A 14570-nucleotide genomic window follows, 5' to 3' on the forward strand; every position below is an offset into this window, starting at 1 on the left:
GCACACGAATTTACGCCGGAATACGCCCCTTTTCGCCACGTTTCGATCTCTCAGTGCACACGGAGCGCACACGAAAAAATGGCCACCTACACGAAGCTCTCGTCCGGTTCCTGGCGTGTGCAAGTCCGTCGCAAAGGTCGCTACATCAGCGAGACCTTCCTGCGAAGAGACGACGCACGCCGCTGGGCGACCGAAACCGAGCGCCAGGTCGATCGCGGTGAGACGCCGACGAAATCCCGTATAGCGCGCCTGAAAACTTTCGGCGAACTCATAGACCTTCATATCGACGACATGTGCGATGTAGGCAAGTCCCCTCGCCGCTCCAAGGCTGCGGCCCTCGCTATGCTGAAAAGACATCTCGGGAAGTGCAACGTCGCGGCGCTCGATCGCGAACGGCTCATTCGTTTTGGTCGCGACCGGGCCGCCCAAGGTGCTGGACCGATGACTCTTGGCATAGACATCGGCTTTATAAAACTTGTGCTGTCTCATGCTGCGGCCGTCCACGGTCTACCGGTCAAAGTGGAACCCGTCGATCTTGCGCGTATCGCACTTAAGCGCCTCGGCCTTGTCGGCAAAGGATTTGAGCGCGACAGGCGGCCCACGCAGAATGAACTCGACAGGCTAATCGCTCACTTCGATTTAAACCCGCTCCAGATAGCGCCGGTTGGCCGGATTATACGTTTCGCCATTGCAACCGCGATGCGCCAGGAGGAAATTTGCAGCGCTCGTTGGTCCGACCTGGAGAATAGGACGCGGATGCTTCTCATCCGCGACCGGAAAGACCCCCGCAACAAGAAAGGCAACAATCAGCGCATCCCGCTGTTCGCGGCGACTGGATACGATGCGTGGGCCATTGTTGAGGAGCAGCGCGCAAGGCGAAGCAATGACGATGATCGAATTTTCCCATTCAATCACAAGTCAGTCGGGACCGCATTTCGACGAGGGTGCGCTGAGTTGGACATCCACGACCTTCATTTTCACGACTTGCGGCACGAGGCAACGAGCCGCCTGTTCGAAGCTGGGTTCACAATCGAACAGGTGGCGCTGGTTACAGGGCACAAAGATTGGAAAATGCTGCGACGATACACGCACCTAAAGCCAGAGGCTCTTCACGCTATCCACGCGGCGAAGGCTGCATAGTTGAGGTGAGAGTGGTGGCAGCGTTGGTCAGACCGCCCTGGGGTGCTATGATCGCCGAACTCGAAGGAGCGGCGGCTTTGTAAACCGAAGGTCGCGGGCTCGATCCCTGCCAGGGTGCTCGTCCCGCTCTACATCGCCGCAATCGGCCTCGCCATGGCCGCCAGTGCGGTCTGGCTCTTCCGTCGTGGTTTTTCATCATGTGCAGGGCCTGCCTGCTGATCGCGGTGCTCTGTGCCTATTCACTAATGCTCTCGCCGGGCGCATCTAAGCCGACATTTTCGGTCGTCGCGCGCTGCGAGTTCTTGCTGCGAATAATGATGGATGGCTGACCTATAGCCGGCAAGCTGCGGTCGAACAGGCGGAGCCGCTGAAAGTCACGATCGAGTTCGAGACGCGCAACAGAACGCATGCCCCTCGGCTCGTGCGAGTTCGAGCAAGACCGAAGGCATATCAGCTTCATCACGCTTGATGGGCTGCGCAGCCAGGTGCCACCGGGATATATCGTTCTACACAACCCCCCAATTGGTTCTCGCGCGATGTGTCGGCAGCTAGTGTTTCCCCGTAAGGCCAGAAGGAGGGCAATGCCTGACGGAATCCGGCAGGAAAGCGAAAAAAGAAGACTATCGAACGAATAGATCCGACTATCTGCTTGCCCGAAGAAAGGTCGAGCGACTGATGGCCGCAATGAGATACTGGCACTGAAGTCCCTGTGCCTAAGAGGTTGGCGCTTAGCCGCATTGGCCGCAAACCCGTGTGACAGCTTGCCGGAACCGAAGCGGCCAAATCGCCCGGTTCTGTAGCAAACAGCCGACTGCGTGAGTTTAGCGATTACCAGCGAGCGTTCGTCTCCTCGTCCCACACCGCGCACGTATCCCGAATGGGCAATCGCCACCAGTTTGCCGGCTATCGGGCCCTGGCGCGTGAGTTCAGCTGTGGCCGGAAACGCCTATTATGAGCAAGGCATCCAGCCTTTGCGCCGGTCTGGCGTCAGTGCATGGTTGGTGAATTGGAGGTTCCGATCATCGCGGCCGGCGCCGCGGCATTCGTGGCAATAGGGCCGCCCTGCGATTTTGCCGTTAATGAACCAGCCTCGACGCGGCCAATACCGTTTTCAAGCCACCGGCAGTCGTTATGCCCGTTATGAAAAACATACGATAAGTCGCGCCACGTCGTCCCGTTCTTTGCCGGCGTGAATGCCGTAGGCCAAGCAGTGTGCCGTGAAAGCCTGGGTGAGCATGTCCAGATCGTCGGAACTCAGATAGCCCCAGGAAACCAAGCCTCTCGGGACGGCAGGCGGCTTTGGCGCGTGAAGCACGTTCCCTTTCACACGGCGACGATAATAGCTCGTCGCGCCTCGATCCCATCTGACTTTGATCTCTCTGGCATCGGCCAACCACTGTGCGGCCTTCTGAAGTGTCCTTTCGGATCACCCGTTGACCTAGCTGTAAGGTGTTTGATGTTGGCGCGTTCTTATGGACGCGTGAAGAATCGTTGAAGGGCATGACGCACTTCCTTCCCTCGTTCTGGGCGAACGCGCGATAATCACTCCCAACCGTCTGCGTGCCTCTGTTGGGTGCGGACGACCACGGTTAACCACGAAACGTCTATGGTTCCTGTTTAAGAAAATAAAAGCCCGTCGCCGAAGGGGAGGAAGGGCGACGGGCTATCCTGCGATCAATCAGCGGCTACATCCCTGAGGGATCGACCACTTCCCGATACAACTCGCTAGCCTTCAGCGGTGTTCCGAGTCAGACCAAAGGAATCTTGTTTTTTAATATTAGTTGATTCTAAAGTCAGATGTGGGGTGTCGCGTAAGGAGGACAAGATGTCAGGTAAACCAACCTCATTCCCCATTCCCGCCGATGTGCTGGGAAAGCTCCCCGATCAAGCTGCCAGCCATAATCCGCCAACCACCTTTGGCGTGGCTCTTGTGGCCGCCAGCGCGGGCGATCACTTCGCTCCACATGCGGACGTGACGCTGCCAGACGACGCGACGACCGCTCTTGCGGACCACGGCGCTCACATTCCCGCATTTGTGACTGACTTTCTGCTATAACGAAAAGCCCGCCGCCCGCTGAAGGCGAACTCATAGCCATAGGAGCGGATGGGCGTCGCATGACGGCCCGTTAGTACGCCCTGCACCCGCTCCCACCGCATGCCGTCCCCTGGGTGTCAGCTGTCGCCATCAACCCGCCAAGCGTTGCTGACCGATTGGTGAGCCCAAAACGAATATTAGCAGTTTCTTCAGTGACGAACCAGTTGGCAGGTGACTATTCCAGGCCTGCATTTCGTAGGCCTTCGATATATCTGGCACGGTCCTCTGACCGTATCAATGGGTGGTATTTCTCGACCCAGTCGATGCTGAGATTCGGCTGCAGCCGTTTGCATTCGACTAGTCCTTGTCGTGCGGTTTCCAGATCACCGGCCAGTCCTGCGGCTGCTGTGAGTGTACGCCAAGCGGTTCCAAAGTTTGGTCTCATCAGTACGGCCCGACGTTCAGCTCTCACCGCTTCGGCGTAGCGGCCGGCGACCAGATGGCAAAGGCCTTCGACCGAAAGATTGGCTGCTTGGGTTTGGTCAAGGGGGCTCAATCGTCGCGCAATTTCGAGCTGGCGGAGGCCATCTTCAGCAAGCCCCGCATAGCCGTAGGCTACCCCCAAGATTATGTGGACGAATGCAAAGTTCGGGTTACGCTGCAGTGCCTCGTTCAGTTCCTCCACCGCCGGCCCAAATCGTCTCGAAAACGCTGATATGTAACCTGCCGCGAAATGGGCCCATGGGTCGTCGGGATCGAGGTCTATCGCGCCCTGGGCAAGCGCGAGGGCACTGGATATGCCTGACTCAAACTCCAAATTGCCGGAAATTACACGGGTGGCGAAGGCCCACGCGAGCAGGCTGCGAGCGCGTGCATAGTGGGGATCGAGCTCAATCGCTCGCTTCAAAAGGCTGATGCCAGTGTCCTCGTCTTGGATTACCCATGTCCAGATATAAGGCATCGCTCGGACAACGCAGCCCCACGCGTCGAGACTCTCTGGCGCCTTACTTTGAAGGCGAAGGCGTTCAGCTGCGTAAATCTGCGGCTCTATCGCGGCGACAACGCTGTGAGTGATCTCGTCCTGCACTGCGAAAATATCAGACGCGGGGCGGTCATAGCGCTCTGCCCAGATGTGATTGCCGCTGGCCGCGTCAATAAGCTGGCCAGTTACCCGCAATCGATCACCCGCCTTGCGAACGCTGCCTTCCAGTACGTAGCGAACATTCAGCTCGCGCGCGACCTGACGGATATCTGGCGCCTTGCCTTTGTACGCGAAGGACGAATTGCGCGCGATAACGAAGAAGCCCCGCAGCTTGGATAAGGCGGTAATGATGTCCTCCGCGATCCCGTCGCCGAAGTATTCCTGTTCGGTGTCGCCGCTCATGTTCTGGAACGGGAGGACAGCAATCGACGGCTTGTCGGGCAGCGCCAGTTTTCCGCCGGAAGGGTCGGGCACTGTCGACACGCTTGCGATGTGACGGTCTAAGGCCACGCGATAGACTCGCACCGGCCGCGCAATGTTTTTGAGTTCTTTTTCGCCGATATCCTCGAAATCAACCTTCAGCTTGTCGCGCACCTGCTCATATGCCGCACCCGACAGGCAAATCCCGTTAGGTTCGGCGATACCTTCCAGGCGAGCGGCAATATTGACGCCGTCGCCCATCAGGTCACCGTCGCCCTCCTCGACGACATCGCCAACATGGATACCTATGCGGAACTCGATACGTCCATCGGGCGGCACCCCGGCGTTGCGTTCGAGCATGGCGTTCTGCACCTCGATGGCGCATCGGACGGCATCGACCACGCTACGGAACTCGACAAGGGCCCCGTCACCGGTGCGTTTTACCACGCGTCCGATGTGTACCGCGATGGTAGGATCGACCAGGTCGCTGCGGAGTGCCCGCAGGCGGGCGAGCGTCCGGTCTTCGTCCAAGCCAGCCAGTCGGCTGTATCCGACGACATCGGCGGCCAGGATCGCCGCAAGCTTGCGGGTCTCGCTCACGTTGCCCCTCCTTCACCTCCGACATAGCACAGACTCAGGAGGGCTGCTTCATTTAGATCGGCTCGACCTGGAGCCGCCTCGGGTCCGCGGTACCACACAACCGGCGATGTGTGTGTGCTTCCAGGAGGGCCAAGGCCGGGCTGCGTGAGTGACAAGTATGTCGATCGTCTATACGCAACGGCGGCTCTCTGGCTAGACGCGACCTCTAGCGCGGTCGCACTTTATCGGCTCCGGCACTGCACGCTCGCATTGGAGGTAGGACTGGAATACGCTCACCGCCCGGAGCTTCGGCCTACGGAACAGGCAGGACACGAGCATGGAGCGACGCCTCACCGCAATCCTTGCTGCCGACGTCGTCGGCTACAGCCGCCTCATGGGAGCCGACGAGGTTGGCACGCTTGCGCATCTGAAGAGACTTCTCGCCCAAGTGATCGAGCCCAAGATCACAGAGTCGCACGGACGCATCGTCGGTTCCGCTGGCGACAGCCTTCTTGTCGAATTCGCCAGTGCAGTCCACGCGGTGCAGTGTGCGGTCGAAGCTCAGGAGGTATTGGCCGCTCACAATGCAAGTTTGCCCGAAGACAAGCGCATGACTTTCCGCATGGGCGTGAATTTGGGCGACGTGATTGCACAGGACGATACGATCTACGGTGATGGCGTGAACATCGCCGCGCGGCTCGAGAAGCTTGCAGAACCTGGCGGCGTCTGCATCGCGAGCAACGTCTACGAGCAGGTCAAAGGCAAACTGGATTATGCCTACAACGACCTCGGCAGCCATCAGGTCCACAACATCGTGGAGGCGGTGCGAGCCTATCGGGTCAGTCGAGCGAAACCCGCTTCGCTATCCTCCACAAGGGTAGCGCTGACGCTTCCCGAAAAACCGTCCATCGCGGTCTTGCCATTCGACAACATGAGTGGCGACCCCGAGCAGGGCTACTTCGCTGACGGCATGGTCGAGGAGATCATCACCGCGCTATCCCGGACGCGCTGGCTGTTCGTCATCGCGCGCAACTCGAGCTTTACCTACAAGGGCCGGGCGGTGGACATCAAGCAGGTCGGACGCGAGCTTGGTGTGCGCTACGTCCTTGAAGGGAGCGTGCGCAAAGCGGCGAGCAGAGTTCGTATCACCGGGCAGCTTATCGACGCGACAACGGGAGCACATCTATGGGCCGACCGTTTCGACGGCGGGCTAGAGGACATTTTTGACCTGCAGGAGGAAGTGACCCGGAGCGTCGTCGGAGCGATCGCTCCGAAACTGGAACAGGCAGAGATCGAGCGGGCCAAGCGCAAGCCGACCGAGCACCTTGACGCCTACGACTACTATCTGCGCGGAATAGCAAGCCTCCACCAATTGACCAGGGAATCCACCGCGAACGCCCTTCAGTTGTTTTACAAAGCCATCGAACTCGACCCTGAATTCGCCTCGGCATACGGCATGGCCGCGTTCTGTGCTGTCATGCGCAAGGCGAACGGCTGGATGGCCGATCGTGAGCAGGAAACCGTCGAAACAGAACGTCTGGCTCTGAAGGCAGTGGATTTGGGCAGGGATGACGCGGTTGCGCTCTCACTGGGCGGGGAAGCGCTCGCGTTTGTCGTTGGCGACTACAATAGCGGGGCAGCGTTTATTGATCGCGCGCTTGCGCTCAATCCGAACCTGGCTACCGCGTGGCTATTCAGCGGCTGGGTCAGAGCGGACCTCGGTGATACGGAAGGCGCCCTCCAGCGCTTGGCTACCGCGATACGCATGAGTCCAGTCGACCCGTTCATGTTCGATATGCTGAATGCGGTTGCAATGGCTCATCTCTTGGCTGGTCGATTTGAGGAGGCATCATCTTGGGCGGAAAGGTCGCTACGGGAAAAGCCGGACTTTTTGGCGTCGTTGCGCTTCGCCGCTGCAAGCTATGCTCTCGCCGGCCGGACCGAGGATGCGCAAAAGGTGGTGAGGCGAATTCTCGCCCTCGACCCTAGCGAACGAATTTCCAATCTCGCCGAGGTCGTTTCAATCAGGCGCGCGGCCGATATGGCTCTGTTTTCAGAAGGTTTGAGAAAGGCGGGTTTGCCGGAATAGCGCTCCGGGCTGGCGCAGCAAGTTGGGAAAGCACCGGGATCGCAAAAGACAGCCCCGCAGGTTGCGTTGGCCCGGCACAAATCGCCGCAGGACGCCGTACATGAGAGGTCCTGATCCTAACTCGTCGCCTGGGCCGGAGATTGGGGCTCCGCCTGCTCGATATCAAGCCAGTCGGCAATCCGTATCCAAGCTAAGTGTCTGATTGCCCGATGCGTAGAAAGCGCGCCCCACAGCTGACAGCACCGCCTCCTCCGGAACCGACCAAATTGCCACGGTCCCCAAACGATACGTTGGCCAGGAAGCCAAAATTCAACCTGGCGTGCTGGTCTTCAGAGGAAGCGGCTGATCGCCCAAGAGCACCCTGACAACGAAATTACGAGCATCTTGGGGGTCGAGGGAATGCTTTGCTATGAGGTCCCGACACTCGTTGACGATCTGATCGGCGTCTTGCATGACCTTGAGCTCTTTGTAGCGATCGTGCCGATGCAGCCCCATGCTTTCACCAACCACTTCAAGGATATTGATGATGCGGAATGGCCAATCGCGCTCGTGGGCACACAGTTCGCGATGATCGGAATGATAAACCGCAACCAAGGCGTCGACACCCGCAGCACGCGCCGCTTCAAGTTCTCTCAGCTGCAGCTCGCGCTTGAACTTTGGAAGCACACCGACATGCACGCTCTGCAGACCCACAGCCGGCTGGTTCAGATCGACAAGCGAGATTCCGGGGACCATCTTAAGGATTTCGGTGGCGGCCTCCACGATCCCCGCTACGCCAGGATGCTTGTGCAGCGCGACGCGCATCTCGAGCCTGTGCTGGAGATGCGGCTTTAACTGCGCCAGCCGCTGGCCGAGGAATCTTAGGAATGGGTTCATCTCGAACGGGCGGGAGCCGCGCTGTCGTTCTACTGTCGGCAGGATGGTTTCCGTGAATTGAACGTAGCAGGTCGGACACCAGGTGATTACCTGTCCCAACCTAGAGTGCGACAACTTCTCCATCGAGCTCGACCCCATGCGACCGCTCATCTCGGCATCACCGGACTTGAGCTGCACGATGCCGCAACAATGGCTGGGACCGCCCATGACCCGGTAAGTGACGCCGAGCACATCCATGATATCGAGCGCAAGCAAGGCAATGTGCGGCGTCTTCAGCACATTGCAGCCGGTGTAAAACACGAAATCCGCCGGCTCGGCGGGCATGGATACCGACGCTGATTTTTGGCCGAGCCGTTCCAGGACTTCCGTCTCGAGTTGCAAGCGCGACAGCATCGTCACACCGCGGCTGACCTCGCGGTACCTCTCGACGGCTATCATGCGTCTCTCAGTAAGCTCTTTGTCGGACTTCGCAACACCGAGGCGTGCCATTGCGAGGAGAAAGCGCGGATTGACGCCGTAATCGCACGCCTTGATACATTCTCCACTGAGCATGCAAGCGGCTGCCCATTTGCGGGACGCTTCCGGACCGCTACCGTTTCGCACAAGATCGAGAACACCGCCGATGAGGTCTCCGGGCCTCGCGTCCGAGATGCCGGCGGGCGCTACGCTTGGACAAACCTCAACGCACTTGCCACATCGCGTGCAAGCGTCAACCATATCCTGGACACGTTCGCCCAGAGCCGTCTCGAAGGATGTCTCGTTCACCGGGGGCATCGCGCGCTCCTAGCCTGCTGAAGAATGGGCCGTACGCGAGCATTGGCGGCTCGTAAATTAGCATAAGAACCGGCAATCTTGAAGGACAGGCGTTCGTCCTCCGCCGCACTCGCTCGACCGTGCGAAGTGAGGTCCGCAGCCTAATGGAAAGAACTTAAAGTACTCCAGCATGAAGTACTGGATATCACGACCTGCGTACGGGCAGAATAAAGATCACAATCATCTGAAGGAGGGCTTGCGTCGGCGGGCTTGCCGGAATGACGGGAGCCGGGTGGCAATCGCGGCCGCGTCATAATCCTTCAACAATGTCTGCTTTCCGGCGTCGTGCGTCTCACTCCTCGTTCCACTACAGTTAGTCTAGACGGGGGCGCTTGCGTCGCATTTGACACAGCAAGTCCAGCGCCCTTTGCGCTGCGATGAGGTCGACGACTGGATATCTGGTTTCAAACGCCTCGATCACGGATCGTAGCCGCGTCTCGGCGTCATTGACGCGACCTTGTCGCGCGAGAACTGGTGCTAGTTGCGTTGTGGCGCGCAGCTCGAAGAATCTTGCTTGCTGCCGACGGGCAGTAGCAATCGCTGTTTCGAATAGGCGCGCGGCACCAGCTAAGTCACCACTGTCCGCGGCGATTTGGCCACGGAGCCGCATGCATTCTGCCAGATAGCTCGCTTCGTCTGTATCGAAAACGAGGGTATCGACATCATCAAGCATCTGCGATGCCTCCTTGAGGCGACCGGCCCGCAGAAGAAGATCGCAAAGTTCGCATGTTTTCTCAGGTGTATGAAATACGACGCCCTGCCCACGCCAAACGATCATGCTCTCTCGGACGTCATCGATACCTTCGTCCAGTTCTCCTAGATGCGAGCGGGCATGGCCGCGCCACCTGATGCCGCTGCTTCGACGGGCCGTGTAGCCATGCAGTTCGCAAATCTCGATGATCTTCGTAGCGTTATCGAGTACTTCCTCGTATTGACCGAGCAGCGCGCACAATTGGCACTGCACGAGAAGATTCCACGCGAGGTCGAAAGGCTTATCGAGCTGGTCGCAATTGCGCATCAGGCGCTCTTTCTCTTCGACTGCAGCATCAAAGAAACCCAATATGATGAGCGATTCGCTGAAATATGCTTGGGCAGAGACACGTTGATCCGCACCGGCGAACGAAATACGATGACTTGGGTCAACCCGATCAATCAGATCTAAGGCCTTCCGCAAGGCCTCCGCTGCCAGAGGCTCTTCTCCCCGGTTGGAATGAGCGATCCCCTTTGTTGCCCAAAGACCACTCAGATGGGCCGTTGGAAGGAGATCGGCACAGTTTTCGAGCTGCTCTTCGGCTATGGTCAGGTAATCCTGATTGCGCCCAGCGGCATAAAAAAATGGAGCGAGTGAAAGCGCAACGTCACATTGCAATTCGACCGATGCAGTCTTCGCGGCTGCAAGACGTGCATCTTCAAGCGTCTTCCCAAGGCGCTCAGAACGATACCCTTCTGCCTGCATCAAGGCATTGGCCAGCGCAAGATGGAGACGTGTCACCCGTTCGGCGCCGCCGGGGACGTCGCCAAGTCTCCTGCTGCAGTCAATAGCACTGGCAAAGTGCGACACGGCCTCCCGGGTAGCCGCTCTGGCCAGAGCGGCCCCTCCCGCCTTTTGCCAGTGATCGACCGCGCTCGCCCAATCCCCCGCTTCCTGAAGATGGTGCGCGAGCAGTTCGGGTTGCGCTTCAGTGATCTCTGGCCACTTTTCCTCCAAACCGTCAGCGACTCGCTTATGTAGCTCCTGGCGTTTAGCGCGCAGCAGCGTGCCATACGCTGCGTCCTGAACGAGCGCATGCTTGAACAGGTATGTGGCCAGCGGCCGCGTCCCGCGGCAGAACACCAGACCGGCGCCGACGAGCTGATCCAATGTGTCATTAAGCTCAGCAGCATCTCGTTGTGCGACCGCTGCCAGCAATTCGTAGGAGAACTCCCGACCGAGAACCGCGCCGACCTGTGCGACCTCCTTAACGGCTGAACCGAGGCGATCGAGCCGCGCCATCAGCGAGGCATGTAGCGTGGCGGGCACGTTCAACGCAGTCGCAGCAGCTTTTGAGAGCAATGTCCTGGCGTTGCCGCCCTCCAGCACAGCCTTGGTCAGCTCCTCGACGAACAGTGGCACCCCATCCGTGCGCTCGATGATCTCCGCGACAACGTCGCTCGGCAGCTCTCCGGTACCGACGACCCGCTGGACCAGCGCAGCGCCTTCACGACGGTCGAGCCGATTAAGAACAAGAACCGTGACGTGCGCCTGCCCCGTCCACGGCGGTTGAAACTCGGGGCGGAACGTGAGGAGAAGCAGCACTGGCAGGCGCTGCACCCGCTCGATGACTAGGTCGAGCAGTTCGCGCGAGCTGGGGTCAATCCAATGCACATCCTCGAAGAGCATCAGCACCGGCGCTCGTCTCGCCAGGACTTCGAGCTGCCGGAGAAGCGCATCGAAGATTTTCTCTTTCTTACGCTGGGGCGTGAGCTGGAGAGGCGGGAAGCGACCTTCGGTCGGCAACGACAACAGCTCGGCCAGCAGCGCCCCGTCCTCCGGCAAAGCCGGGGCGAGCAGGGCCGCAAGCTTATCCAGCTTCCTATCAGGCGGGTCGTCGCGCTCCAACCCGGCAGCACGTTCTAGCTGCGCAATGGTGGGGTGGAACGCGCTGTCTTGATGGTGCGGCGAACAGAAATAGCGCAAGCGGGTGTGTGGCTCATTCTGGATCCGCTCCTGCAACGCGATGGCTAGGCGCGACTTTCCGATGCCAGGCTCGCCGCACAACAGCACCACCCGACCTTCCCCGCTTTTCGCGCGATGCCATTGGCGCTGGAGCATGTCGACCTCCTCCTCACGCCCGACCAGCGGCGTGAGCATCGCGCCATGCAGCGCCTCGAACCGGCTTTCAACAGCGCTCTCACGAGCCACTTGATAGGGATGGATCAGCTCCGGAAAGCCTTTCACTTCCAAGTCGCCAAGGTCGCGGTATTCGAAAAGATCGCCGAGGAGCTGCCGCGTTTGCGGGCCGATCACGACCGCGTCGGGCTCGGCAAGAGCTTGCAGGCGGGCGGCGAGGTTTGGCGTCTCGCCCACGACGCCTCGCTCTTGCCCCTCACCGGCGGTGATCAGATCGCCAACGACGACCTGGCCGGTGGCGATGCCGACGCGAACCCGCAATGCCTCGGACAGCGCGAGTCGTCCGACATTGTCGACGAGAGCGAGGCCAGCGCGCACCGCCTGTTCCGCATCGTTTTCGTGTGCCTGCGGGTAGCCGAAATACGCCAACACGCCGTCGCCCATGTACTTGGCAACAAAGCCGCCGAAGCTGGCGATCGTGTCGGCCGCGCAGCTATGGTACGCCCCGATGATCTCACGCAGATCCTCTGGATCGAGACGCGACGCGAGCGCCGTCGAACCAACGAGATCAACGAACATGACCGTCAGCTGCCGGCGCTCGGCAACCAGTTCCGAGGCGCCAGGTCGAATTTTGGTCTCGACAGTGCTCGGCTTGGAGCGGTCTGTGGGCCGCCCGAGCTCTGAGATTGCCTTGAGGAGCCGCTTGCGATGGCCGAGTAGAATGCCGAGTTGCTGGAGGTCGGTGTCGGTCAACTCGGGCAGAACTTCGGCATCGATCGCGTTGTCGCGAAACGCCTGCTCGTAGTGCTCCAGCCCGAGATGTCGCAACCAAGCGGCAATGTCCACGACAGTTCCCCCAAGGGCCGTACCTCGGCACGCGATATTAACTCAAGTTCCGGGAATTTCGAAGGAGATCGGCTTTGAGAGCTCCGGTACCGCCGCGAGGTGTGACGGCTTACAGCCGCAAGGCCTAGTTTACCCTGTGCTCCCCGGAGTGATCCGCTTGGGTGCCGAGCTGCAAATGACCTCCACGAAATTGGCAAGGGCCGATGATAGTGATCATAAGGCGCCCCCATCGAATGCTAACCTTCATTTCCCGGGATCGGAGTTCCATATGTCCCGGTAGAGCTTCCAGCTGCCGTCCTGTCCCTTCTTCCAAACCACTACATACTTCCCGGTGGCATCCACGAGCTTCGAATCCTTGCCCGGTGCTTTGAGGGAGAAAGTCCCGGACTCAAAAGCGAAATCCCCACTTTCCTGGATCTCACGCGTGGTAAGCGCGAGCTCCGATATTCCCATATCGATCGCGCCCTGCCATAACTTTTGAATATTTTGGCGGCCGTCGACCCGCGCCATATCTGGCGGGAATGCAGCCGCATCATCCGCGTAGTGCGATGCGACCCCGGCTGCGTCCTTACTGTTGTATGCTTTCACGAACTCGGCATTAGCGGATTCAATGGCTTCTTTCACAGACTGGGCCTGGGCAGATCCGAAGCAGAGCAACGTGACGGCACCGACCAGCAGGCAATGCTTGAAAGTCATTTGCTCCTCCCGTGTCGGTCTCTAGTTGGTCCCCGTTGAGGGTATCACACGACCTTCTGGTGGTCGCCCGGCCGCAAGATCATGACGTCGATCTAGTATCCCGCGCATTCCCTGGCGACCGCATCGCCGTGACGGGCAGCGGCCGTGGCCACCACGCTGGCCAGCCGTGCGTATCGTCGTGCACCGAAGTTGCCAAACGGCAATCACGGTCGTCATCACAGAGCACCGGCAGGCCACATGGCCAGTCATACTTTGCGCTGAGGATGCGCGCCCTCAGCTTGCGTTTTAGCATTCACTAATGTGAAAAGCAAACGCGAGGGGCAAAACGGCGACATCCCAATCAGCGATACGACTGTCGATGGCTTCTCGTCATTGACACGGTGTTCTTTACGCCAGTCCCACCGGCTTCGAACCCCTAACCCAGCTCCGGCAGGGTTCGACCAGGGGTCAGGGTAGCGGGATCGGCTTGTCGCTTCAGTGTACGCAAGTAGGCCATCAGGTTAACCCGCTCAGTCTCGTCCGGCACACCAGGGAGCGTTCACTTGTGATGTCTGCTTTTGGAAAGCAGCGGAGGCGGCCTTGACGGGCTGCAATGCGGCGCAAAGCGGAGACCGGTGAAGCTTCGACGCGCTACTGCCAGCGAGACGGCCAACTTTGAGTGGACAGGGGCGCTAACCGGCGCGGCCAGTCTTATGTCTTCGACATCGTCGAGCGAAGAAGAGCCTGAATGTACTGTGGGCAGGTCGAGTTCGCCGCGGGCTTCGATCTCTAAAAGGTATCGGGCCTTGGCGAAGCGATCGCCATCGCTGACCGCAGGATAAGCGCAGACAGCCAGCAGCACTTTGTCCTCCTCCCGGCTTGCCCTGTCGCAGTCACCGCTGCTGCCACCCATTTCATGGACTGCCCTGACGAACCCGACGTATGCCGTCATGTGCGCTTCGATCAGTGCCCGCAACGTGTTGGGAGGCACTCGGAATTGGTGCGGCGGCTCAGGCGCGCGACCCGTTTCCGCCACCGTCGAGGCGAAGACGGCGGCGCCGGAATGGAACAGCAAGGCGCGGCGGTTGATCCTGGACGTGGTGACCTCTCCTCTTCCTTTCATGCCGAGTCATCCCGGGTACCGTAGCACGACGGCTCGCGCACTCATGTCAGGATAGATAGCCCATGGCCGAGCCAGGCGGCTCCGCTTCGGACTCGCCCCTTCTCGGCTTCAACCCCTGCCGATGATGGAGGAACCGCACATTGCATCAAACAACGGATATAA

Annotated in this window: 9 protein-coding genes; 3 read left to right on the plus strand and 6 right to left on the minus strand. The window is 59.6% G+C overall.

Annotated elements, in window-relative coordinates; all coding sequences use genetic code 11:
* Positions 1-78 precede the first annotated feature (78 nt).
* Positions 79-1140, plus strand: coding sequence for a site-specific integrase (locus P9230_RS00095; protein WP_278116860.1), 1062 nt, complete (start codon positions 79-81; stop codon positions 1138-1140).
* Positions 1141-1375: 235 nt separating this feature from the next.
* Here P9230_RS00095 and P9230_RS00100 read toward each other — a convergent pair whose 3' ends face one another.
* Complete coding sequence (locus P9230_RS00100) at positions 1376-1549, minus strand: hypothetical protein (protein ID WP_278116862.1); 174 nt, start codon at positions 1547-1549, stop codon at positions 1376-1378.
* A gap of 1416 nt (positions 1550-2965) precedes the next feature.
* On the opposite strand from P9230_RS00100, the gene P9230_RS00105 reads away from it, so the two are divergent.
* Positions 2966-3196 (plus strand): hypothetical protein, encoded by a 231-nt coding sequence (locus P9230_RS00105; RefSeq protein WP_278116864.1) that lies wholly within the window; start codon positions 2966-2968, stop codon positions 3194-3196.
* Positions 3197-3410: 214 nt separating this feature from the next.
* Here the strand turns inward: P9230_RS00105 and P9230_RS00110 are convergent, their stop codons facing one another.
* A complete protein-coding gene (locus P9230_RS00110; protein ID WP_278116866.1) occupies positions 3411-5177 on the minus strand; it encodes an adenylate/guanylate cyclase domain-containing protein in 1767 nt (588 codons plus the stop codon).
* 316 nt (positions 5178-5493) lie between these two features.
* Between P9230_RS00110 and P9230_RS00115 the strand changes: the two genes are divergently transcribed.
* The gene (locus P9230_RS00115) at positions 5494-7245 is read left to right on the plus strand and encodes an adenylate/guanylate cyclase domain-containing protein (RefSeq protein WP_278116868.1); all 1752 of its coding nucleotides are present in this window, start codon (positions 5494-5496) and stop codon (positions 7243-7245) included.
* 309 nt (positions 7246-7554) lie between these two features.
* Here the strand turns inward: P9230_RS00115 and P9230_RS00120 are convergent, their stop codons facing one another.
* From P9230_RS00120 to P9230_RS00135, 4 genes are all read right to left on the minus strand, one after another.
* A complete protein-coding gene (locus tag P9230_RS00120) occupies positions 7555-8895 on the minus strand; it encodes a (Fe-S)-binding protein (protein ID WP_278116871.1) in 1341 nt (446 codons plus the stop codon).
* A 352-nt stretch (positions 8896-9247) separates the two neighbouring features.
* Positions 9248-12610, minus strand: a complete 3363-nt coding sequence (locus tag P9230_RS00125; RefSeq protein ID WP_278116873.1) for an adenylate/guanylate cyclase domain-containing protein — start codon at positions 12608-12610, stop codon at positions 9248-9250.
* A gap of 243 nt (positions 12611-12853) precedes the next feature.
* Positions 12854-13306 (minus strand): DUF4440 domain-containing protein, encoded by a 453-nt coding sequence (locus P9230_RS00130; RefSeq protein ID WP_278116875.1) that lies wholly within the window; start codon positions 13304-13306, stop codon positions 12854-12856.
* A gap of 538 nt (positions 13307-13844) precedes the next feature.
* A complete protein-coding gene (locus P9230_RS00135; protein ID WP_278116877.1) occupies positions 13845-14360 on the minus strand; it encodes a hypothetical protein in 516 nt (171 codons plus the stop codon).
* Between the last annotated feature and the right edge of the window lie 210 nt (positions 14361-14570).

Origin of the sequence: Mesorhizobium sp. WSM4887, from assembly GCF_029625865.1 — a bacterium.
Lineage (GTDB): Bacteria > Pseudomonadota > Alphaproteobacteria > Rhizobiales > Rhizobiaceae > Mesorhizobium.